The sequence below is a fragment of the Flavobacterium nitratireducens genome (assembly GCF_029625335.1).
Lineage (GTDB): Bacteria > Bacteroidota > Bacteroidia > Flavobacteriales > Flavobacteriaceae > Flavobacterium > Flavobacterium nitratireducens.
On the sequence record NZ_CP121111.1, the window covers coordinates 2,405,806 to 2,430,648 of the forward strand.

General features: G+C 31.9%; 13 protein-coding genes. 6 read left to right on the top strand and 7 right to left on the bottom strand.

Annotation, left to right across the window (positions count from 1 at the left end):
* Window positions 1-28 precede the first annotated feature (28 nt).
* The 7 genes from P5P90_RS11325 to P5P90_RS11355 all read right to left on the bottom strand — a co-directional run bounded on the left by P5P90_RS11325 (window position 29) and on the right by P5P90_RS11355 (window position 8,601).
* Complete coding sequence (locus P5P90_RS11325; RefSeq protein ID WP_278034788.1) at window positions 29-1,048, bottom strand: LacI family DNA-binding transcriptional regulator; 1,020 nt, start codon at window positions 1,046-1,048, stop codon at window positions 29-31.
* 110 nt (window positions 1,049-1,158) lie between these two features.
* Window positions 1,159-2,853, bottom strand: a complete 1,695-nt coding sequence (locus P5P90_RS11330) for a glycoside hydrolase family 13 protein (RefSeq protein WP_278034789.1) — start codon at window positions 2,851-2,853, stop codon at window positions 1,159-1,161.
* 123 nt (window positions 2,854-2,976) lie between these two features.
* Entirely contained in the window at window positions 2,977-3,921 is a 945-nt protein-coding gene (locus P5P90_RS11335; RefSeq protein ID WP_278034790.1) for an alpha-amylase family glycosyl hydrolase, read from the bottom strand.
* Window positions 3,922-3,956: 35 nt separating this feature from the next.
* On the bottom strand, window positions 3,957-4,673 hold the full coding sequence (locus P5P90_RS11340) for an alpha-amylase family glycosyl hydrolase (protein ID WP_278034791.1): 717 nt from the start codon (window positions 4,671-4,673) through the stop codon (window positions 3,957-3,959).
* A gap of 80 nt (window positions 4,674-4,753) precedes the next feature.
* Window positions 4,754-5,638, bottom strand: coding sequence for a carbohydrate kinase family protein (locus P5P90_RS11345; RefSeq protein WP_278034792.1), 885 nt, complete (start codon window positions 5,636-5,638; stop codon window positions 4,754-4,756).
* Window positions 5,639-5,640: 2 nt separating this feature from the next.
* Window positions 5,641-6,969 (bottom strand): sugar porter family MFS transporter, encoded by a 1,329-nt coding sequence (locus P5P90_RS11350; RefSeq protein WP_422851711.1) that lies wholly within the window; start codon window positions 6,967-6,969, stop codon window positions 5,641-5,643.
* Between the two features lie 45 nt (window positions 6,970-7,014).
* A complete protein-coding gene (locus tag P5P90_RS11355; protein ID WP_278034793.1) occupies window positions 7,015-8,601 on the bottom strand; it encodes a glycoside hydrolase family 32 protein in 1,587 nt (528 codons plus the stop codon).
* A gap of 201 nt (window positions 8,602-8,802) precedes the next feature.
* On the opposite strand from P5P90_RS11355, the gene P5P90_RS11360 reads away from it, so the two are divergent.
* The 6 genes from P5P90_RS11360 (at window position 8,803) to P5P90_RS11385 (ending at window position 24,841) form a co-directional block, all read left to right on the top strand.
* Window positions 8,803-11,022, top strand: a complete 2,220-nt coding sequence (locus P5P90_RS11360; protein WP_278034794.1) for an alpha-galactosidase — start codon at window positions 8,803-8,805, stop codon at window positions 11,020-11,022.
* 135 nt (window positions 11,023-11,157) lie between these two features.
* Window positions 11,158-13,167 carry a kojibiose hydrolase gene (locus P5P90_RS11365; protein ID WP_278034795.1) on the top strand — a complete coding sequence of 670 codons (2,010 nt, stop codon included), beginning with the start codon at window positions 11,158-11,160 and terminating at the stop codon, window positions 13,165-13,167.
* Window positions 13,168-13,558: 391 nt separating this feature from the next.
* The gene (locus P5P90_RS11370) at window positions 13,559-16,513 is read left to right on the top strand and encodes a SusC/RagA family TonB-linked outer membrane protein (protein ID WP_278034796.1); all 2,955 of its coding nucleotides are present in this window, start codon (window positions 13,559-13,561) and stop codon (window positions 16,511-16,513) included.
* A gap of 11 nt (window positions 16,514-16,524) precedes the next feature.
* On the top strand, window positions 16,525-18,090 hold the full coding sequence (locus P5P90_RS11375; protein ID WP_278034797.1) for a RagB/SusD family nutrient uptake outer membrane protein: 1,566 nt from the start codon (window positions 16,525-16,527) through the stop codon (window positions 18,088-18,090).
* Window positions 18,091-18,276: 186 nt separating this feature from the next.
* Window positions 18,277-21,579, top strand: a complete 3,303-nt coding sequence (locus P5P90_RS11380; RefSeq protein ID WP_278034798.1) for a VCBS repeat-containing protein — start codon at window positions 18,277-18,279, stop codon at window positions 21,577-21,579.
* Window positions 21,572-24,841, top strand: coding sequence for a VCBS repeat-containing protein (locus tag P5P90_RS11385; RefSeq protein ID WP_278034799.1), 3,270 nt, complete (start codon window positions 21,572-21,574; stop codon window positions 24,839-24,841). The genes P5P90_RS11380 and P5P90_RS11385 overlap by 8 nt, the downstream gene beginning before the upstream one ends.
* Window positions 24,842-24,843: the final 2 nt, after the last annotated feature.

The window sequence follows — 24,843 nt, forward strand, 5'->3', positions numbered from 1 at the left end:
TATGTTAGGACTGTACTACTAGGGCGATTTATGTTGATTCTCTTATAATTAATTTTGTTTCAATCTCAATCGACTGAAAAGATACAGGTAGATTATTTCTTTTTAAATCAATTTCATTAAATAATATTTCTGCTGATTTTTTTCCCATTTCAAATCCTGGTTGATCAATAGTAGTTAAAGTAGGTGAAATGACATTTGAAATAAACCAATTGCTGAAGCCTAAAACTGCAATTTGATTGGGGATTGAAATACCTATTTCATTAAAATATTTTATTATTCCTATGGCAACTAGATCTGTTACAGCAAAAATGGCATCTACTTCAGGATTTTCAATAATCAATTTTTTAGCATTTTCATATCCATCCTCAAAATCATTGTTGTTATCACAATCATAGACTAATGAAGGGTTATACTCAATTTGATTATCTTCTAGTGCTTTTTTATAACCTAAAAAGCGATCAATTGAATTTTGAGGGATGTAGGCTCCTCTAAAATGAGCGATTTTTTTGTATCCTTTTTTAATTAAATAATCTACAGCATCATAGGCTGCTTTTTGATCATTAATCATTACTTTCGAGCATTCGACAATTTTTGCAATTTTGTCAAAAAGCACCAAGGGAATTTTTTGTGAAAGAATTTCATTTAAATGAAAAAAATCACCTGTTCCATTGGATAGTGAGATAATAATTCCGTCTACTCTTTTGTTTATGAGTAGTTTAATTTGTTTTTTTTCTAATTCAAAATTTTCATCAGACTGTAATATGATAACCAAATAATCTCTTTTTTCTGCTTCTTCTAAAATTCCTTTAATTACATTAGAAAAGAAATGATGTACAATTGTAGGAATAATTAGCCCGATAGTTTTTGATTCTTTCGTTCTTAAGTTAACAGCAAAGCTATTAGGCGTGTAATTTAATTGACTAGCTAATTCAATAACAGCCTGTTTAGTTTTTTCACTTACATCTGGATAGTTTTTTAATGATTTAGATACTGTCGCAATCGAAATTCCTAATTGTTCAGCGATTTCTTTGAGAGTAGTATTGTTCATGTAGCTTATATAATAAAATCAAAAAAAACTGTTAAATAAAAACGAATTTACAATTTATTTCTGTAAATCAATTTTTATAAAACAGTTTATTAAAAAAATATGTCTGTTGTTTACTTAAGTTCTATAATTGCAGCTTCATAAGGTCTTAATGTATTCTTACTTATTTCTTTTGTATTGTTGTAATTATCTAGTATGATTTTAGATCCTTTTGTTGAAATATTAATATCAAAAACGCTATTGTTTGCTGTGAAATTCAATAACACTACTATTCTTTTTCCGTTTAACTCTCTTAGGTAAGCAAATACATTTGGATTTTCTTTGTCTAATAAAGTATAAGTACCATAAACCAAAGTAGGTTCATTTTTTCGTAATTCAACTAGTTTCCTAAAATAATTTAAAATTGAATTCGGATCGTTTTCTTGAGCTTCAACATTAACACTAGTGTAATCAGGGTTTACTTTTAGCCAAGGTTTTTCAGTAGTGAATCCTCCATTTTTATCTGAATTCCATTGCATTGGTGTGCGTCCATTTTCTCTTGAAGTTTGTTTTTGTTCTTCTAAGAATGCTTTTAGATCACCGCCTTTTTCTTTTAATCCAAGATATTTGTTTCGGGTATCAACATCATTATAATCCTCGATAGAATCGAAACGAATGTTTTTCATTCCAATTTCATCACCGTAATAATAAAAAGAAGTTCCCCTCATGGTCATCACAAAAGTAGAAAGCATTTTTGAGGAAATAGTTCTGAATTCTGGAGTGTCGTTTCCAAATTTACTAACCATACGTGGTTGGTCATGATTAGCCATGAAAATAGATAGCCACCCTTTGTCTTTGAAGTATTCATCATATCTTGAGAATATTTTTTTGTATTTATTCAAACCAAATTCTCTAATATGTTTCCCTATATCTACACTTTCAAAATGGTATGCGATGTTAAGTTCTTTTCGCTCTGGATCAACAAAACGCATTGCATCCTCAGGAGAGCTACCAGCTCCTTCAGCAACGGTCATTACATTTGGATATTTGCTCAATACCTCACGATTCATTTCTTGTATATAATCATGTAAATGAGGGCCTTCACCGTAATATTTTTGAACCTCTTTTTGATAACCTTCAGGCAATACGGGCCAGGATGTGTCTTTTGAAATATATTGAAATGCATCCATACGGAACCCATCTATACCTTTATCTAACCAAAAACGCATAATATCATAAATTTCCTGTCTTAGTTTCGGGTTTTCCCAATTCAAATCAGGTTGTTTTCTGGAAAAATAGTGAAGATAGTACGAATCTGTTTTAGCATCGTATTTCCATGCATCACTATTTACATCAAAGAAACTCCATCTGTAAGGTGGTTTACCTTTTTCAGCAGGCCACCAGTGGTAATAATCTCTATAAGGATTGTCTCTGGAACTGCTGGCTTGTTTAAACCATTCGTGCTCATCACTACTGTGATTTACCACTAAATCCATTATTAGTTTTATGCCACGTTCATGCATTCCTTTTAGTAAAAGATCAAAATCTTCCATCGTTCCAAAATCTTTCATGATTTCACGATAGTTACTAATATCATAACCATTGTCATCATTTGGTGATTCGTATATTGGGTTTAGCCATATAGCATTAATACCTAAGCTTTTTAGATAATCCAATTTTGAGATAATTCCTTTCAGATCCCCAATACCATCTCCGTCACTATCATTAAAACTTCTAGGATAAATTTGATAGATTACAGCTTCTTTCCACCATTTTTTATCAGTGGCATGATTTTTAACTTGAGCCTTTAAACCTAAACCAGATAGCATTAGGCCAGCGGCAAGACTCAGGATGGAATAATTTTTTTCATCGTTTATTTTTTTAGTTAAGGATTTAAAATTTAATTTTTCTACTACGCTATATTTTTTTTGAATAATTTGTAATGAGTATTGTTATAATTCTAAAATAATTGCTTCATAAGGTTTTAAAGTTTTATCTAATGAAACGTCTGTATAATTTCCAATTAAAACTTTAGCATCAGCTATATTGTAATCGGTGTTTACAGTTGCAGTTTTATTTGAGAAATTCAGTAATATCAATAATTTTTTACCATCTAGTTCTCTTGTATAAGCATAGATATCTGGATTTTCTTTGTCTAAAAGGCTATATTTTCCATAAACTAAAGCAAGATTTGATTTTCTTAATTTTGTCATTTTTCTAAAATAATTCAAGTTTGAATTTGGATCATTTTCTTGAGCTTCAGCATTTAAATAAGTATGATTATCATTGACTTTTATCCATGGATTTCCAGTTGAAAAACCTGCATTTTTAGAGGTGTTCCATTGATAAGGGGTTCTTTCGTTGTCTCTGGCGCCACCTGTTTTTTGGTCAGTAATAAATTGATTTAAATCGCCACCTGCATTTTTTACTTTTTCATATTCGGCTAGAGTTTCAATATCTTTATAATCTTCTATTTTGTCGAATTTAGCATTTATCATTCCTAGTTCGTCTCCATTATAATAATAAGGAGTTCCTCCCATTGATAATAAAAATGTAGTTAACATTTTAGAAGATAATACTCTAAATTGATCTGAATCATTACCCCAGCGTGATGTCATTCTTGGTTGGTCATGATTTCCGAGATATATTGTTCCCCAGCCTTTTTCAGAATAAGTATCATTCCAATCCGTATATATTTTTTTGAAATTGACTAAGGAGTATTTTCCCATTTTTTTGAAATACCCTGGAATATACCCTAAGTTTGTACCTTCAAAATGATATCCCATATCTAGTTCTTTTCTGTCAGCATCTACAAAGTCATGGGCTGATTTTAATGTCATTCCTGCACCTTCGGCTAAAGCCATACAATCATATTTACTCAAAACTTCTTTATTCATTTCTTTCAAATAATCATGTAAATGCGGTCCGCTGGCTAGATATACGTCCCATCTTCCCTGATAATTTTATCTAAATCATCTTGTGTAATTATTGGGAAAGTGGTGTCTTTAGCTATAAAAGGAATAACATCCATACGGAAACCATCAATGCCTTTTTTAAACCACCAATTCATCATAGCATAGATTTCCTGACGTACTTTTGGGTTTTCCCAATTTAAATCGGGTTGTTTATAACTGAAATAATGTAAATAATAAGAATCGGTTGCTTGATTATATCTCCATCCGCTGCCATCGGTTTCAAAATTACCCGGACGAAAAGCAGGTTTTCCTTTTTCTGCCGGCCACCAGTGGTAATAATCTCTATACGGATTGTCTCTGGATTTTCTACTTTCTTGAAACCATTTGTGTTCGTCTGAACTATGATTAACAACTAAGTCCATTACTAATTTCAAACCTCTTTCGTGCATTCCTTTCAAGAGAGTATCAAAATCATCCATTGTTCCAAATTCTTTCATTATCGATTGATAGTCAGAAATATCATATCCATTATCTGCATTTGGCGAGCCGTAAATAGGGTTCAGCCAAACTACATCTATTCCTAAACTCTTAATGTAATCAAGTTTAGAAATAATACCTTTTAAATCCCCAACTCCATCACCATCCGTATCCATAAAACTTCTAGGATAAATTTGGTAAACAACTGCTTCTTTCCACCATTTTCTTTCAATAGATGCTTTTGTTTCTTGTGCCAATGTTGATCCAACAGATAGTAGGGTCAGAATTCAAGATATGAGTGATAATTTGGTTTTTTGTTTCATATTTATAGTTAGTTTTAAATATTCATAAATTTAATAATTGCTTTTTCAGTGATTTTAGGATTTGCCCCAACCTTGCTTGCAACTAAGGCTCCTAAACCACAAGCAAAATCAATTGCTTTTTGAGGCTCAACCCTGTTTAGTAATTTTGTTAGTAATCCTGCTAAAAAAGAATCACCGGCACCTACAGTATCTGCTACGGTTATTTTATAACCACTATTGTAAAATAATTGTTTGTTATAAAGTAAAACAGCTCCGTGACTGCCTTTAGTTACACAAATATGTGGGGTATTGGTTTTTTCGGCAATGAAATAAATGTTTTGTTCCAAAGAGTGGTAGGGAGAATCTAAATAAGTGCTAATTTCATACAATTCATCATCATTGAATTTAATAAAATCGGCTTTTTCCATTAAATCCAAAAGTAGTTCTTTGTTATAAAAAGGAGGCCTTAGGTTAGTATCAAATATTTTGTATTTGGCAACATTCAATAATGATAATAAACTTAAATAAGAAGTTATGTCTCTGCAAGCCAAGCTGCCAAATACTAATGCATCAGCATCTTTTACTGCATTTTGAGCTTCTGAAGTTGCTTCAATTTTATCCCAGGCTACAGGGTAATTGATGGTGTAAGATGCTGAGCCCTTTTCGTCTAATTGTACTAGTACTTCACCGGTGGGAAGAGAACTGTCTATTTGTATGTTTTTTGTGTTTATTTCGTTTTTATCAATAAAATGGAGCAATTCTTTTCCAGCTTCATCATCACCAATTCGACTGATAATTTGAGTGTCAATTCCCAATGAAGCCATTCGGGCAGCCACATTTAATGGCGCTCCTCCAATTTTTCTGTGAGAAGGAAATACATCAAAAAGAATTTCACCGAAACATACTATTCTTGTGTTCATATTTAATTTTTATTTGATAAACTTTCGGATAATTCTTCCAGTGTTCTTCCTTTCGTTTCAGGCATTTTAAATACTACCCAAAGTAATTGAAATACCATCATGATACAGAAAATAGCAAATACTATCGTAGTTCCAATTTCTTTGAATAAAAACGGAATGAAAGAAGGTATTAATGCAGCTAATATCCAGTGCACTGAGGTGCCAAATGAAGTTCCTGTCGCTCTTAATTTATTGGGAAATAATTCGGAGATAAACACCCATATCACTGCGCCCTGACCAATAGCGTGGGAGGCTATAAAAAGGAAAAAGAAAACAGGAACTGCTATTCCTTTCCATTCATAATAGAACGCAGCGGTTACCAGTCCTAAAGAGATAATATACCCAACAGAGCCTAAATACATTAATGTTTTTCGGCCAAATTTGTCGATTAATGATATTCCAATTAGAGTAAATAACAAATTGATAATACCAATACCAATACTACTCAAAAAAGAAGCTGATTTTTCTAATCCAGCTAATTCAAAAATGCGGGGTGCATAGTATAAAAAGGCATTAATTCCGGAAAGTTGATTGAAAAAAGCAATAAAAAATGCTAATAATAATGGTTTTCTGTATTTTTTCATAAAAATAGATTCATTGTCTATTTCGTGAGCAGTTTCATTTTCTATTGCTGCAATTTCTTCCGCTACTTGTTCATCTGTATTGATTTGTTTTAAAATCGCAATTGCTTGCGTTCTGTCTTTTTTATATTCGAAAATCCAACGTGGACTTTCCGGAATTCCTAAAACGAGTAAAGTGTAAATAAAAGCTGGGAAAGATTGGATTCCTAACATCCAACGCCAGGAGTTTTCACCAATGTCTTGTAAGTAGAAATTTGAAGTAAAGGCAATGAGTATCCCAAAAACGATATTAAATTGATATAATGCCACCAATTTTCCACGGTCTTTTGCAGGAGCTATTTCGGAAACATAGGTAGGAGCTGCAATAGTAGATGTCCCAATTCCAATTCCGCCAAGGAATCTGAAAATTGAAAAAATGATAGAATCATTGGCAAAAGCTGTTCCTATTGCTGAAATAAAAAACAGTACACCAATTAATATTAAGGTCTTTTTTCTTCCTAAAATATTTGTTGGGTAGGAACCAAAAAGGGCTCCAATTACTGTTCCCCATAAAGCAGAGGACATTACTACTAATCCGTGGTAAAGATCAGACGATCCCCATAATAATTGTAATTGTTTGTCTGCTCCTGAAATGACTACGGTGTCAAATCCGAATAGGAAGCCCGCTAGAGCTACTACAACTGACCAGTATAATAATTTTTTTTTGTTCATTTTTTGGTTTTGGTTGGTTAATTTTAAAGTTAATAGTTGCTGTTCTTACCAAATTCTGGTTATAGATTGGAATTTTATATTATGAATCTTTTGATTTTCATTAGACTGAATGGTTAATTTGGTGTAAGGGTGGTTAGGGAATATTTGCTCCGTAAAAGTATAAATACCTCCATCTAAGAAAATTTCAATTGACGACCAGTCTAAAATGATTTGATAATCAATTGTTTTTGAAATAAGATTTGGTGTAGCTGTGATGTGTGTTTTTTCTCCAAAACTTTTTTCAAAATTTACTTTTCCTGAATGGCGTCTGTCAATAGAAAAGCTTTGTTTTTTAGCATTATAATTTAGAAACAGTGAATCTTTTGAATCATTTGAAAAAACTAATTTTAAATCTTTGTTTGCTGTTTTTAAACTGATTTGTGATTGGTTCAGATTGGGGTATGAAAAAACTTTTTCTTGGTCTTTTTGTAGTATAATATTTTTTTTCAAAAAATCAGTAGTTAATTGTTTTTTGAATGGTTCAATAATTTGACTCTGCAAACAATATGCATTATTAATTTTGGAAAGTGATAGTGTTCTTGGAAGTGTCATTGCACTTCTCCAATTTGTAGTAGGAGTATTTCGTGCATAGTTCCAATTACTCATCCAACCCAGAAAAATACGTTCTCCATTAGGTGTATTATTGAAAGTGACTCCCGCATAATTGTCGGTGCCATAATCAATCCATTTGATGTCTTTTTGTTCTGTTTTAAATGTTTTTCCGTTAAAATCACCAATGAAATATTGTGTACCAGATCCTCCATTAGGGGCACCAAGATTTATGCTTGTTAAAAGTACCCATTTTTCCTCCTGAGTGTTTTTTACTTTTATTTTAAATAAATCCGGACATTCCCATACGCCTTCATGTGCGCCTGAATTTTGCCCAAATTCACTCTCTAATTTCCAATTGATTAAATTTTTTGAAGTATAAAATTGTGCACGATCACCAGCAACTAAAACCAAATTCCATATTTTCATTTCGTCATTCCAGAAAACTTTTGGGTCTCTGAAATCACGAAAAGAGGAATTGTCAATAATAGGATTGTTTTTGAATTTAATCCAGGTTTCACCTCCATCGAGACTATAAGCTAAACCTTGAGTTTGTATGTTGATTTTAGCTGCTTTTTCATTTTCCATATTATGGTAAGTAAAAATAGCAACCATAGGAGGGTTGTCTTTTGTTCCCAATCCTGAAGTGTTATTGAAATCAATGACTGTACTTCCTGAAAATATCAATCCCAACTGATCCGGGTACAATGCTATTTTTTTATGTTCCCAATGAATTAAGTCAGTACTGGTGGCATGTCCCCAATGCATAGGCCCCCAGACAATATCTTCCGGATAGTGTTGGTAAAACAAATGATAAATGCCTTTATAATATACCATTCCATTTGGATCGTTCATCCAGTTTTTTTCAGGGGAAAAATGGAATTGAGATCTGTATGATTCTTTGTAGTATAGTGTTGAGTCTGCTGTGATATTATTTTTTGATGAAATAGAAAAACTATTCTTCTCTTGTGCCAAACAAGGAAAATAGAAAAGGAAGCTTGTTAAGAGTTTAAAAATTAAGGTTTTATTGGGTTTAAATTTCATTAGAATGAATTTTAGGATTTCCAAATTAGTATAAATTTTTCATTAATGAAGGGGAATTTATGACCGATAACGTTTTCGATATTTCGAAAACGTTATCGGTCATAAATCAAGTTATTTTGCTTGAGATTCAAATTATTATAACTTTAAAAGTTTTAAGTTTGACACAATAAATATTTTACTATGAACCGAAAACATATTACTATGAACCGAAAACATATTACCAGATTTGATTATTTGCTTATATTATATTTTTTTACATTTTTACTTAGTCCATCATTTGCTCAAAAAGTAACTATTCCAATCGCTACTGCAGATCATATGTTTCTGTTGCAGACTGATAATCAGAATCGACTTAGAACAGTTTATTTTGGTAAACCTATTGAGAATGAAAGTGAATGGGAATCGGTAAGTTCATTATCAAAGTATGACGAGAATAATTCAGGTATTTATAATAATGCATATACTCCGGCAGGAACTTGGAATCTTTCTGATCCTGCAATTCAGGTGAAACATGCAGACGGTAATACTTCATTAGAATTAAAGTATGTTAGTCATAAACAGGAACAATTAGATGGAAATGTTACATTAATTAATATTTTACTTAAAGATCCAGTTTATCCTTTTGAAGTAAATTTGTATTATAAAGTATGGAAGAATGAGAACTTGGTAGAGCAATGGGTAGCAATAAAACACAATGAAAGTAATCCTGTTTTACTTCAAAAATATGCTTCTGCTAATTTGTTTTTCTCGAATAAGGACTTTTATTTGACAAGTTTTCAGGGAGAATATTTAAAAGAGATGCAGCCAATTGAAAATAAATTGGAACAAGGAATAAAAACTATTGATTCTAAATTAGGGACCAGAGCAATGCTTATGCAAACTCCTAATTTTATGATTTCATTCGGTCATCCGGCTTCAGAAACTGAAGGGACTGTACTACTTGGACAATTAGCATGGAGTGGAAGTTTTAAATTAGATTTTGAAATAGATTCAAATAAAAATTTAAGATTAATAACGGGAATTAATCCATTTGCCTCAGAATATTCGCTCGCTCCTAATAAGACATTCACAACTCCTTCTTTGATTTATGCTTTGTCAAATAATGGTGTTGGCGAAGCGAGTAGGAATTTACAAGACTGGGCTAGAAAATATAGGGTTTTAGATGGTCAGGGCGAACGTCTTACGTTATTAAATAACTGGGAAGCCACTTATTTTGATTTCAATGAAAATAAAATAGTAGGATTATTTAAAGGAGCCAAGGATATTGGTGTTGATTTGTTTTTATTAGATGACGGTTGGTTTGGAAATAAATATCCTAGGAATAATGATGATGCCGGATTAGGAGATTGGCAGGAGAATAAAAAGAAATTACCGCATGGTATTGGTTACTTGGTAAAAGAAGCCAAGAAGGAAGGTGTTAAATTTGGAATTTGGATTGAGCCAGAAATGGTAAATCCTAAAAGTGAATTATATGAAAAACATTTAGATTGGGTTATTAGACAACCGCAACGTCCTGAAATTTATTATAGAAATCAAATGGTTTTGGATTTGACCAATCCTGAAGTTCAAGACTTTGTGTTTGGTATTGTAGATGATTTATTTGTAAAAAATCCTGAATTAGCATTTATTAAATGGGATTGTAATGCTGTAATTTTTAATGCATATTCAGAATACTTACATAAACAAGGGATACCTCAGTCTAACTTGTATGTCGATTATGTAAAAGGCCTATATAGTGTTTTAGAGCGTTTACGTGCAAAATATCCTAAAGTTCCAATGATGTTATGTTCTGGAGGCGGGGGTAGAGCTGATTATGAGTTTCTTAAATATTTTACGGAATTTTGGCCAAGTGATGATACAGAACCTTTGGAGAGAATTTTTTTACAATGGAATTATTCGTATTTTTTCCCGTCAATAACTACAGATAATCACGTAACCGATTGGGGTAAACAACCCTTGAAATTTAGAGTAGATGTTGCAAGTATGGGGAAACTTGGATTCGATATTGTAACCGATCATTTGAGTCCAAAAGATAGAATATTTTGTAAGCAAGCTATTTCTAATTATCAAACTTTTAAAAATATTGTTTGGCATGGAAATCAATATAGATTAGTAGATCCATATAAAAATGATATTGCTTCTATAATGTATGTTACGAAAGATAAATCAAGGGCAGTTGTTTTTAATTATCTTGTTAATAACAGATTTAATATTACAGCTACCAAAAGACCGGTTGTTTTTAACGGATTGGATAAAAATAAAAAATATTCAATAAAAGAAATTAACTTATATCCTGATATTCCGTCAACCTTAGAGCAAAACAAAGTTTATTCTGGTGATTTTTTGATGAAAGCGGGGTATAATCCTGATGTTAATTTAAAAAGAACAAGTGTCATTTTAGAGATAAATGAAGTAAAATAATAGGTTTTTTTAGCGTCTAGTGTTTAATTATAAAAAACCTAGACGCTTTTTTATGCTTAGAAAATGATTTTGCTTTTTTAAAATAATGGATGTGAATAAATTCAAAAGCTTTAAATAATAGTAAATTAAAAAAATATGATTTCAAATTTAAAAACTATTGTGTCAATTTTTTTCTTAACTTCTATTGTCTCAGGGCAGTCTAAATCTGATGAATGGAATTTGTACACTACTTCAAGAGAAAATTATAATGGTGTAGCTATGGCTAATGGTCAGATAGGGATTGTTACGGATGATACACCGTTAAAAACAAAAGAAATTATCCTAAACGGGGTTTATGAAGGAAGTCCTGAAAACGGAATTAGCAGAATTGTAAAAGGAATTGAATTTTTAAATCTTCATTTGTCAGTAAATAATAAGGAAATCACTTCAGATAATATTGATAATTGGAGTCAATCTATTAATATGAAAGAAGGATTGAGTACAACTACTTTTACATTTAATAATTTGGTTTCAGTGAATTATACCATTTTAGCCAATAGAGCTATTCCATATTCCGGAATGGCTATTGTGGAAATACTTCCAAAAGAAGATGTTTTTCTTTCTGTCAATAATTATATGAATGTTCCGGAGGAATTGAAAGATGTTAAAAGTGTATATAGGGTTTTAAAAGATAATGAGTTTGTTATGCCGGTTTTTAGAACCACTGCAAAAACATTGTTTGGGAAATATACGGTATCGGCTTCAACAACCTTTTTATTTGATGGTCGAAAGGAGCTGTTAAAACAAACAGCTGATGAAGTAGGTTTTTCAAAAAAACTTTTAAAAGGACAAAAGTATCGATTTGCAATTGCGGGTGGGATTTGTACTTCTAAAGATTTTAATGATCCAATAAATGAATCTGAAAGGCAGCCTATTTTTGCTTTGCAGGAAGGAATTGATAAATTATTAGAAAAACATAAAGTTGCATGGGATGAATTATGGAAAACTGGAGATATACAAATTGAAGGTGATTTAGATGCGCAACAAAGAGTAAGATTTGCCCTTTATAATTTATATTCTTTTATCCGTCCTGGTTCGAGACAAAGTTTCACTCCTATGGGACTTTCTTCTCAAGGTTATAATGGTCATGTTTTTTGGGATAGTGAACTTTGGATGTATCCAACTATTTTGGCCTTTCAGCCTGATATGGCAAAATCCTGTTTGGATTACCGTTCTGACCGTTTAGAAAAAGCCAAGCAAAAAGCGATTGTTTACGGTTACAAAGGAGCAATGTATCCCTGGGAATCTGATGATACTGGTGAAGAAGCTACCCCAACCTGGGCATTGACAGGAATTTTTGAACAACATATTACCGCAGATGTTTCAATTGCATTTTGGAATTACTTCTCTTATACGCAAGATAAGGTTTGGTTAAAAAAAGAATGGAATGTTTTAAAAGAAACTGCCGATTTTTGGGTTAGTCGTGTGCATAAGAATAGTGATGGGAGTTATTCGATTTTAAATGTTGTTGGTGCAGATGAGTATGCACAGCACATTGATGATAATGCATTTACAAATGCATCTGTAATTGAATCTTTAAAAAACACTATTAAGGCAGCTACAATTCTTGGTGAGCCAATTGATAAGCGGTGGGTAGAGGTGTCTGAGCGTTTATTAATTCATGCCAAAAATGGTATTACACAAAATTACAGAGGTTATGATGGGCAAATGATTAAACAGGCTGATGTAAATTTGTTAGCTTATCCATTGCATGTAATTACAGATACAAAACAAATTGAAAGAGATTTAGAGTATTATTCTGCTAAGATTGATCCTAAAGATGGTCCGGCTATGGCATCCGGTGTATTATCTGTTTTATATGCCCGTCAGGGCAATGCCCAAAAAGCTTATGATTATTTTGTAAAATCGTATTTACCAAATAGTCGACCTCCATTCGGAGTGTTTTCTGAATCGGCTAATAGTAATAATCCCTATTTTGCTACAGGCGCTGGAGCTATGCTGCAAGCAGTTATTTATGGTTTTGGAGGAGTTGAGTTAACGGATAGTGGTTTGAAATTCAATAAAGGAATTTTACCCGAAAAATGGAAATCTTTAAAAATTATTGGTGTAGGTTCTGAAGAAAATACAATTGTAATCAAAAAATAAAAATCGAAAAATTAAATAAATCTTTTATCGTTTTTGAAAAAGTTTTTTTAAGGACTGTCTCGGCTTTTGAGGCAGTCCTTTTTTTATATTAATGATGAAGTTGTCTTAAAATCTTATAAAAGTTAAAGTTTTACTAATTTGTGAATCACAAAGCAAATCCTGTAAAAAATGTAATATGTGTTTTTTTTAAATTAAATAATTATTATTAATGTAAAATTAATATTGATATTGATATTTTATAATATTATCATCTAAAAATCGAAAACGTTTTCGATTCATCTAAAACGTTTTCGATTTTCGATTTTGATTATTTAACATAATTTTATCATTATGTTTATCCTCGAATTTAAAAACCATTCAAAATTATTATTAACCAACTTATTTATTACGTATGAAAAATAGTCTACTTAAAGGCTTGATGGTGCTTGTAACCATTCTATGTACAAGTTTGACATATTCGCAGGATGTGTCAGGAACTGTATCAGACGCAGGAGGTCCTCTTCCGGGGGTTACTGTATCAATTAAAGGAACTACTAAATCAACTCAGACAGATTTTGCTGGTAAATACACCATCAAAAATATTGGGTCTAAAGCTGTATTAGTTTTTACTTTTATTGGTTTTAAAACACAAGAAATTAGTGCGGATGGCAAGTCGACGGTAAATGTAACTTTAAAAGAAGAGTCAGCAGAATTGAAAGAAGTTGTTGTAGTTGGTTACGGATCCGTGAAGAAAAAAGATGCAACTGGAGCAGTAGATCAAATTTCAGCAAAGAAATTTGATAATGTGGCTGCTACAAACCCAGCATCATTGTTACAAGGAAAAGTAGCAGGTGTTCAAATTACATCTTCAAGTGGTGAGCCAGGAGCTTCAAATTCAATCAGAATTCGTGGTAATGGTACATTGCGTTCAGGAAATGGTCCTCTTATCGTTGTAGACGGTGTGCCTTTGGCTGGAGGAGACGTTAGTGCTGGAGGTGCAAGTTTAGGTAATGGTACAATGAGTGCCAAAGATCCATTAAGTTTCATCAATCAAAATGATATCGAAAGTATGACTATTTTGAAAGATGCTTCTTCTACTGCAATTTATGGTGCTCGTGGTGCAAATGGGGTAATTATCATTACAACTAAAAAAGGAAAATCTAAAGATCCTGAATTGACTTATTCTACATCTTTTGCAACTTCTTCTTTTGCTTCAGACTTTGATGTTTTGTCAACTTCAGAATTCATTAAGCTTACTGCGCCAGAAAAACAATTTGGAGGGTCTTATAACTGGAAAAAACAAGTGTTACAAACAGGAGGGGCTATGAATCATGATTTATCATATTCAAGCGGTACAGATAAATCAAATACAAGAATTTCCTTGGGTATGTCTAATACTGATGGTATTATCAGAAATACTGGATTAGATAAATACACTGCTAGTTTGTATAATTCAAATGATTTAATAGATGGAAGAGTGAAATTAGAAACTCGTATTTCTTATTCAAATCTAAAAGATCAAAGAGCTTTAACAACTACCAATACTGGATATATTGGTGACGTATTAAGTTCTGCATTGTACTGGAATCCAACAAGAAATGTTAAAAATTCTGATGGGTCATATGTTAGAGTTTCAGGAGATTATATTAACCCTGTTCATTTGTTGAATTCTTATTCTAACAGAGGTGATTTGTCTAAATTTTTAGGAAGTCTTACGACTACTGTAAAATTGACTGATAATTTGAAATATACTGCATTGATAGGTTTTGAAACATCTAACTCTATAGTTAAACAACAAGCTACACCGGATTTAGATATTCAAGATTTTGCAAGAGCTACAAACCCTTCTGATTTGAAAGAGTATAGAGGGCAAGCTGTTGTATCAAACGATGAGAGAGTGAATAAAACAGTTGAGCATAATATTACTTACAATAAAGAATTTAGTAAAAACTTTAGTTTAAATGCAGTTGCAGGTTATTCTTACTATAATTACTTATCTACTGGAAATTTTGTATCTGCTAAAGGATTTGCTTCTACGCAAAGAAATTTATTGGAAAATATGGAGGGAGGAATTTCGACTGAAACCAGAACAGCTTCTTACAAAGGTTTGGTTGAAATGCAATCTGTTTTCGCAAGAGCTTCTATGGCTTTTTATGATAAATTAAATGTAGATTTAACAATCCGTCGTGACGGTTCTTCTAAAGCTGCTGCTGGTAAAAAGTATGGTAATTTCCCTTCTTTAGGTCTTGCATATAAATTAGTTTCTGGAAAAGACGGAAATGTAAATGACTTGAAATTAAGAGCTAATGTTGGAAAAACTGGTAATACAGAATTCCCTCGTAACTCATCTGTTAGTATTATTGAGTACCAAGATCCTTATAAATTTAATGTAGTGAATAATGCTAATCCAAATTTATCTTGGGAAACTACTACGTCATATGGTGTTGGTGTTGATTTTACTTTGTTAAAAAATAAATTATCTGGATCTGTTGATTATTTCCAAAAAAATACAACTGATTTGATTGTTGGTATTCCTTCAACATCTGGACAGCCATCACCACAAGGTATTAAATATGTTAATTTACCAGCGAATTTAATTAATAAAGGTGTTGAAGTTGCATTAAATTACAATGTAATTGATACTCAAGATTTAAGATGGGATGTTTCAGGAAATGCTGCTTTCTTAAAAAATGAAGTAAAAGATTTAGGCGCATCTAATATTTATAATGTTGGTGCAATTGATGGTGCAGGTTTAACTGATTCTTATGTTCAAAGAATACAAGATGGATATCCTTTGTATAATTATTACTTAGCTGAATTCACTGGGTATGATGCAAATGGTCTTTCTCAGTATGCTGACGGAGGTGCTCCAAAAATGTTGAATAAACAACCTCTTCCAAAAATGACTTTAGGATTTTCAACAAGTTTAGCTTATAAAGATTTCGATTTCTCAACATCACTTTATGGTAATTTTGGTCATTATTTATTCAATAATACTAATGTAGCTTTGTTCTATAAAAACCAATTGGGAGGTAAAAACGTAACTCCGGAAGTTGCTAATTCAGTTCAATCAAATTCTGATGCTAATACACCATCTACTAAATATCTTGAAAAAGGTGATTTCTTGAGATTAGGACAGTTGACTCTTGGTTATACTTTTAAAAGCAATCTTTTAGAACGTTTTAAAATGAAATCAGCTCGTTTATATGTAAATGGATCAAACTTATTTGTAATTACTAAATATTCAGGTTTTGATCCGGAAGTTGACACAAACAAAGTTAAAGATGGTATTCCATCAGCTGGTATTGATTATTTGTCTTATCCAAGAGCAAGAACTTTCTCGGTAGGTCTTAATGTAACATTTTAATTAGAATAAAAATGAAAAATATAAAATTTTTAAAGTACAGTATTTATGCAGGAGCATTGGTTCTTGGAGTTAGTTGTACTGATTTAGATGAAAAAGTGCTAGACGCAACTTTAACTGAAAACGCAAATGCGGATGCAGTAATTAATTCGGCATATAGCGGTCTTCTTAAAATACAAACTCAAGATGGTGTTTTTGCGGTTCAAGAAGTAACTACTGACTTTGTTATTGTTCCAACCCGTGCAGGTGACTGGGGTGATGGTGGAGCATGGTTAGAAAATCACTTTCATACATGGACAGCTAATAGTAGAGAAGTGAATACAGCTTGGAAACATATGTTATCAAGTGTTTATAATTGTGATTTGGCATTAAGTCTGAAAACAATCACTCCTTCAAATAAAGCGCAAGCTCAATTTTTGAAAGCGTTCTATTATTACATGGCTATCGATATGTATGGTCAAGTTCCTTATCGTGAAGCAGGTAGTGATCCTAATGATTTTCCAAAAGTATGGGACTCTCCTACTGCGACTGCTCAAATTATTGCTTTGTTAGAAGAGGCTTTGCCAAATTTACCTGATAAAAATGCATCAGATCCTTCAATCGCAAATAAAGATGCTGCAAGATTTTTGTTGGCTAAAATTTATTTGAACAAGGCAGTTTTTGATTCGCCTTCACATACAGGTTTTAATGCTAACAATGCTGATAATATGAACAAAGTTATTCAGTATGTTGATCAAATTTCTTCTTCTGTAACTTTAGCTAATGATTATTGGGATAACTTTAAGCCTTCTAATAATACTTCTCCAGAGTTAATTTTAACTGCTAGAAACGTTTTAGGTGTTGATGCTGTTGCTGGTTTAGGAGTAAATGGTATGAGATCAAGATGGTATATGGCTAACCACTATAATCAAGTGCCTTCAGGATGGAATGGATTTTCAGTATTACAAGAATACTATAATCAATTCAATCCTACTGATAGACGTATTTTGAATAATGATGAAGCAATTATCAAAACTTTTGGAAGTCCTTTAGGAATGCGTATTGGTCAACAATATGCTCCAGGTGGTACTGTTGCTTTAAAAACCAGAGGTCAAAATGGTGATCGTCCATTGAACTTTCAGAGTGACCTTGCTGGTTTGCCAGCAGACGGAAAAATTGTTGCCGAAGACTGGTTAGAAAGATGGGGTATCCGTCCTCAAAAATATATTCCGGATGTTTCTAATATGGATAAACCAGAAAATGATTATGTTTTATTCCGTTATGCAGATGCATTGTTGATGAAAGCTGAGGCTATCTTAAGAGGAGGAACTAGTACTACAACTACAACAGCAATCGCAGCTCAATTACAAAGTCGTCAAGGAATTACTACTATTGTTGATTTGTCAACATTAGATGGTTTGTATAAAGCTAGAGCTACTGAATTATGGGAAGAAGGTTGGAGAAGAAATGATATGATTCGTTTTGGTAAGTATACTACATCTAGAGCAACTATGACAAACACAGATGCATATAGAGTGTTGTTACCTATTCCAACGACTGCTTTATTAAATCCAAATATTAAACAAAATCCTGGTTATTAGTATTTGTTTAAAATTGGTTAGTTAGTGTGAAAAGGAGGGCAATCATTGCCCTCCTTGTTTTTTTATAGAAATTTATTTACCATTTTTTTTACTATTAAATAAGTATTTCTGTGTGAATTTTATTTTTTTGAATAACAATATCCATAAATTGCAAGTGTAATTAATTATAAATTAAACGATTTTAAAATGTACAGGATTCTTCTACTTTTTATTTTATTAAATACTATTTTGAGTTGTTCCAAAGATAATGAGGATACACTTTTTAGCAAATTAGATTCTTCTGAAACAGGAATTCAATTCGTAAACGAGGTTAAAAATGAGAAGAATATGAATATATTCAAATATCGTAATTTTTATAATGGAGGAGGCGTTGCTATTGGGGATATAAACAATGATGGTTTAGCCGATGTTTTTTTTACTTCAAATCAAGGTAAAAATAAATTATATCTGAATAAAGGTAATTTTAAATTTGAAGATATATCAGCTAAGTCTGGAATTGAAGGGAAAAAAGCATGGTCTACCGGTGTGGTTATGGTTGATATTAACAACGATGGTTTTTTAGATATTTATGTATGTGATGCCGGAAGTAATATTGATGCAATCAGAAAAAGTCAATTATATATTAATAATGGCAATAATACATTCACTGAAAAAGCAGCAGAATATAATTTAGCCGATACAGGAATTACTACACATGCAGCATTTTTTGATTATGATAAAGATGGAGATTTAGATTGTTATATATTGAATAATAGTTTTATTCCGGTAAGTTCTTTAAATTACTCTAATAAACGTGAACTACGAGATAAAGACTGGGATGTACCTGAAATTCTAAAAGGAGGTGGTGATAAATTGCTTAGAAACGATGGGGGTAAATTTGTTGATGTAAGTGAAGAATCTGGTATATTTGGAAGCCTAATTGGTTTTGGTTTAGGAGTTACTGTAGGTGATGTTAATGGAGATACATACCCAGATATTTATATTTCAAATGATTTTTATGAGAGAGATTATTTATATATAAACAATACAAATGGTACTTTCTCTGAAAAAATCCAAGATATGACTACACACATTAGTCAGTCGTCAATGGGAGCTGATTTTGCAGATATTAATAATGATGGTCGGGGTGATATTTTTACAACAGATATGTTACCTGAAGGAGATGAACGACTTAAAAATACCACAAGTTTTGATAATTATGATCTTTTGACTCGTAAGTTGAGCATGGATTTTTATAATCAATATATGTCTAATGCCTTGCAGCTTAATGATGGAGACCGCTTTACTGAAATTGCAAATTATGCTGGTGTAAGTAAAACAGATTGGAGTTGGGGAGCATTAATATTTGATATGAACAATGATGGCTACAAAGACATTTATGTTTGTAATGGTATTTACAATGATTTGACTAATCAGGATTTTATGGATTTTTTTGCTAATGAATTGATGCAAAAAATGGTGGTTACGGGTAAAAAAGAAGAAATGGAGACGATAATTGCCAAAATGCCAAGTACGCCTATTTCTAATTATGCATTTCTAAACAACGGCAATCTTTCTTTTACAAATAAAGCAACTAACTGGGGGTTAGCTACACCAAGTTTTTCAAACGGTGCTGCTTATGGGGATTTAGATAATGATGGCGACTTAGATTTAGTAGTCAATAATGTGAATATGGAATCGTTTGTTTATAGAAATAATTCAGAGAAAAACAAAGCAAATCATTATCTTAAAGTCAAATTAAAAGGAGATAAACAAAATACATTTGCTATTGGAAGTGTTGTTGAATTGTATAGTGGGAAGGAGATTATTCGTCAAGAACTAATTCCTTCAAGAGGGTTTCAATCTTCAGTAGATTATGTAATGACATTTGGTTTGGGTACTAAAAAAATTGATTCTTTGCAGGTTATCTGGCCTAATGGGAAAACTCAAATTGTAAAGCAACCACGTCAAAATTATACACTTAACTTATCAATTGGAAATGCCAAAACGAATTATTTGGTAAAAGCGAATAAATCAAAACCTTTACTTAAGTCTGTTAAAACAAATTTCTTAACTCATAAGGAAAATGATTATATAGATTTTGATTATGAAGGTTTAATTTCAAAAATGCTCTCTCAGGAGGGACCATCACTTGCAATTGGTGATGTTAATGGTGATGGGAATGAAGATGTTTTTATTGGAGGGGGAAAAGGACAATCCGGTAAAATCTATCTTAATAATGCTGCTAATAATTTTGCCATTACCAATCAAAAAGTATTTGAATTAGATTCTGCTTTTGAAGATACAGCTGCAAGTTTTTTTGATGTCGATAATGACGGAGATCTGGACCTGTTTGTAGGGTCGGGAGGTAATGAAAATATTGATATTGCTAATTATTCTAACCGCTTGTATTTGAACAACGGGAAAGGTATATTCACTAAATCCACTTCCAAAATACCTACAGCTAATACCAATGTTTCGGTAGTTACACCTTATGATTTTGATAATGATGGCGATATGGATGTTTTTGTTGGAAGTAGAAGTGTACCGGGAATATATGGAATAGATCCGAAACATCTTTTGTTGGAAAATGATGGAAAAGGAAATTTTGTTAATGTTATTGATAAAAAAGCCTTTAAGGTGAATTCGGTTGGAATGATTACCGATGCTGTTTGGGAGGATATCGATAATGATGGGAAGAAAGATTTGATAATTGTAGGAGATTGGATGGCGCCACAAATTTTTAAAAATACTGGCAGACGTTTAGCAGTATTTAATTCAAATTTGGCAGGGTTTTCAGGTTTTTGGAATTCAGTACAATGTGTGGATTTGAATAATGACGGCAAAAAAGATTTAATTTTGGGTAATAAGGGTACAAATACTTCTTATAAAGCAACGGTTAAAAACCCTATGAGATTGTTTACAAATGATTTTGATGGAAATGGTACTATTGAACAAATTTCTACCAGATATATAGATGGAAAGGATAAACCTATTAATCTTAAACAGGAAATGGCGAAACAAATTCCTTCAATTAAGAAGAAAAATTTGAGTTATGCAGATTATGCCAAAAAATCTGTTCAGGAAATATTTTCTACTGATGTAATAAACAGTTCATTGAAAAAAACGGCTGTAATTCAGGAAAGTGTTGTGGCAATAAATAATGGAAAAGGGAATTTTAAAGTAAAAAAATTACCAACTCCTGTCCAGCTTTCATCAGTTAATACTATTTGTGTTACTGATGTGAATCATGATGGGAATTTAGATCTAATTCTAGGAGGAAATCAATACGAGTATAAGCCACAATATAATCGTTTAGATGCCAGTTTTGGTAGTCTCTTATTAGGAGATAAAAAAGGTGATTTTTCTTGGTTGCCCTATGATAAATCTGGATTATTTATAACTGGAGAAGTACAAAAAATTAAATGTATTAAATCTAAAAACAATTCGATAGCTGTACTAGCTGTTGTAAATAATAATACACCAAAACTATTTATAAGTAATGAATAAAATTATTATAGCAGGTCTGTTTACATTTCTTTTCATTAATTGCTCAAGAAACGAAAATCAATTATTTGAAAAACTTTCATCTGAAAAAAGTAATGTTAAGTTTAATAATAAATTAGATGCTTCTAAAAATATTTCAATTTTAGACTATTTGTATTATTACAATGGTGGTGGAGTAGCTTTAGGAGATATTAATAATGATGGATTAGTTGATATTTATTTTACATCTAATCAGGGAAAAAATAAATTATATCTCAACAAAGGAGGGAATGTTTTTGAAGATATTTCCGTAAAAGCAGGAGTAGAAGGGGAAAGTGACTGGGAAACGGGTTCTATTATGGCTGATGTCAATGGAGACGGATATCTTGATATTTATGTTTGTGCGGTCGTTGGTATTAATGGTTTTGAAGGTCATAACGAATTGTATATTAATAATGGAGATAATACGTTTACCGAAAGTGCCGCCGAATATGGTTTGGATATTGATAATTATTGCAGTTCAGTGGCTTTCTTTGATTATGATAATGACGGCGATTTAGACATGTATTTATTAAATCACGCAATACACTCCGAATTATCTTATGGTAAAGCAGAAATTCGAAATAAAAGAAATTATGAAAGTGGTGATAAATTATTTAGAAATGATGCTGGTAAATTTGTTGATGTAAGTGAGCAAGCAGGAATTTTTGGAGGAGCGAACGGATACGGTTTAGGAATTGCAGTTTCTGATTTTAATTTGGATGGTAATCAAGACATTTATATCTGTAATGATTTCCATGAAGACGATTATTATTACTTGAATAATGGGGATGGTACATTTACAGAATGTATGAAAAATTATTTTGGACATACGAGTCGATTCTCTATGGGAGTTGATGTGGCTGATATTAATCACGATGGTTTTCCAGATATAATAACCTTAGATATGTTGCCAGAGGATGAAAAAGTTTTAAAATCTTCAGCCGGTGATGATAATCCTCAAATGTTGAAGGTGAGAACAGAAAGATTAGGGTATCATTATCAGTATACCCGAAATATGTTGCAAATCAATCAAGGAGGGAATCACTATACAGAAACGGCCTTGTTGAGTGGAGTAGCGGCATCAGATTGGAGTTGGAGTTCATTATTTGCGGATTATGATCAAGATGGGGAACAAGATATTTTTATTTGTAATGGAATTCCAAAACGACCAAATGATCTAGATTACATAAAGTATTTTTCAAATGACAATGTCAAAACCAAACTTAGCACCACTAAGTTATTAGATAAACAGGCGTTGAACAAAATGCCTAAAGGTAATGTAACCAATTATGTATTTCAAGGGGGTAAAGATTTACAATTTAAAAACAAATCTAAGGAATGGATAGAAAATGATTCGATTATTTCGAATGGTGGTGCTTATGCCGATTTAGATAATGATGGGGATTTAGATGTAGTAACTAATAATTTAAACAATATTGCTTCAATCTATATTAACAAGACGAATGATAAAGCGCATTATTTGAAATTAAAATTGCGTTTTGGCGGAAAGAACACTTTCGGAATTGGAAGTAAAGTGATTTCGTATGTAAAGGGCAAAAAACAATTTAAAGAAATTCAAACGACTCGTGGTTTTCAATCGAGCTCAGAGCCGATAATTCATTTTGGCTACGGGAAAATAAATAAAGTAGATTCTATACAGGTAATTTGGCCAGATAAAACGATTCAAACCCTTAAAAATGTAAAAACAAATCAAACTCTTACTATAAAAGCCAATAATAGTAGAAAAGCTTTTGATTATAGAAAATTACATCCTTTGGTTTTGCCTGTTTTCAAAAAAGTTGCCAATAATTTGGGACTCGATTTTATACATCAGGAAAATAACTTTGTTGATTTTACAGCTCAAAAACTGATACCGTATCAACGTTCTGATCGAGGTCCTGCAACTGTTGTTGGAGACATGAATAATGATGGTAAAGAAGATGTTTTCTTTGGAGGTTCGCAAGGAAAATTAGCCGCAGTTTACCTTCAAAGCGGAAAAGGATTTTCTAAAAAAACATTCCATTCCATTTCCTCAGATTCCATTTATGAAGATGCGTCGGCTGTGATTGCTGATTTCAATGGAGATAGACAAAATGATTTGATAGTTGCATCTGGAAGTGGGCAATATGCAGCTGATTTAGTTCACAGATTGTATTTAGGAAATGCGTTTAATAAGAGTACTTTTCCAGACACCAAAGCAATGAATGCTTCTGTAATTAAAACCATTGATTATGATAAAGATGGTGATTTGGATTTATTCATCGGAAATAATTCAAAGTATAATAGTTTTGGACGAATGCCGGATTGTTACTTGTTAAATAATAACAAAGGAGTCTTTTCGATTGTTCAAAACAAGATTTTTGAAGAAATCGGAATGGTTACCAATGCGTTAGTTACCGATTTTAATAATGACGGAACCCCAGATTTGATTGTAGTGGGGGAATGGATGAAACCAAAATTTTTCGCCAATAAAAAAGGAATCTTCAAAGAAGTTACAGAAAATCTTTTGCCTGGAAAACAAAATGGGTTGTGGCAGTCTATTTGTGCATTTGACATTGATCATGATGGTGACCAAGACTATTTAGTGGGTAATTGGGGGATGAATTCAAAATTTAAGGCTTCTCAAGAATTCCCCATGAAAATGTATTATGATGATTTTGATACTAACGATATGTTCGAAACCATTGTTACTGTTGAGAAAAATGGGAAATACTATACCACAATGGGATTAGATGAATTAGCAGAAGAGTTCAGTGGTATGTTAAAAAAGAAATTCAACACCTATAAATCTTTTGCAGGTAAAACTGTTGATGAAGTTTTTGATACCAAAATGTTAGAAAAAGCAAAATTGTATGAAGTTCATAATTTAAAATCAGGCTATTTGAGAAATGACAAGGGGAAATTTACTTTTGTTCCCTTTTCAAATAAAATGCAAGTAAGTCCTATAACAAGTTTTGTAAAAGCTGATTTTGATGGAGATGGACAAGACGAAGTATTTACCGCAGGGAATTATTTTGGTGTGACACCCTATCATAGCCGATTTGATGGCTTTTCGGGAGCGTTAATTAAAAATCAAAAAACAATCTATTTAGGAAATCAAATCGGAATTGATTTGACACAAAAAGCAGTACGTCACTTAGATATTATTCCATTTAATGGTAAAAACTATTTGTTGGTGACGGTAAATAATAAAAAAGCAGAAGTATATGAACTTCCAATGAAAAAAAATAAAACAATCAAATAATA

Excerpts from the sequence above, each read along its gene's own strand:
- P5P90_RS11380 (WP_278034798.1), top strand. The coding sequence starts at position 18,277 with ATGTACAGGATTCTTCTACTTTTTATTTTATTAAATACTATTTTGAGT.
- P5P90_RS11385 (WP_278034799.1), top strand. The coding sequence starts at position 21,572 with ATGAATAAAATTATTATAGCAGGTCTGTTTACATTTCTTTTCATTAAT.
- P5P90_RS11375 (WP_278034797.1), top strand. The coding sequence starts at position 16,525 with ATGAAAAATATAAAATTTTTAAAGTACAGTATTTATGCAGGAGCATTG.
- P5P90_RS11345 (WP_278034792.1), bottom strand. The coding sequence starts at position 5,638 with ATGAACACAAGAATAGTATGTTTCGGTGAAATTCTTTTTGATGTATTT.
- P5P90_RS11360 (WP_278034794.1), top strand. The coding sequence starts at position 8,803 with ATGAACCGAAAACATATTACCAGATTTGATTATTTGCTTATATTATAT.
- P5P90_RS11365 (WP_278034795.1), top strand. The coding sequence starts at position 11,158 with ATGATTTCAAATTTAAAAACTATTGTGTCAATTTTTTTCTTAACTTCT.
- P5P90_RS11350 (WP_422851711.1), bottom strand. The coding sequence starts at position 6,969 with ATGAACAAAAAAAAATTATTATACTGGTCAGTTGTAGTAGCTCTAGCG.
- P5P90_RS11335 (WP_278034790.1), bottom strand. The coding sequence starts at position 3,921 with ATGAATAAAGAAGTTTTGAGTAAATATGATTGTATGGCTTTAGCCGAA.
- P5P90_RS11355 (WP_278034793.1), bottom strand. The coding sequence starts at position 8,601 with ATGAAATTTAAACCCAATAAAACCTTAATTTTTAAACTCTTAACAAGC.
- P5P90_RS11325 (WP_278034788.1), bottom strand. The coding sequence starts at position 1,048 with ATGAACAATACTACTCTCAAAGAAATCGCTGAACAATTAGGAATTTCG.
- P5P90_RS11330 (WP_278034789.1), bottom strand. The coding sequence starts at position 2,853 with ATGCTATCTGGTTTAGGTTTAAAGGCTCAAGTTAAAAATCATGCCACT.
- P5P90_RS11370 (WP_278034796.1), top strand. The coding sequence starts at position 13,559 with ATGAAAAATAGTCTACTTAAAGGCTTGATGGTGCTTGTAACCATTCTA.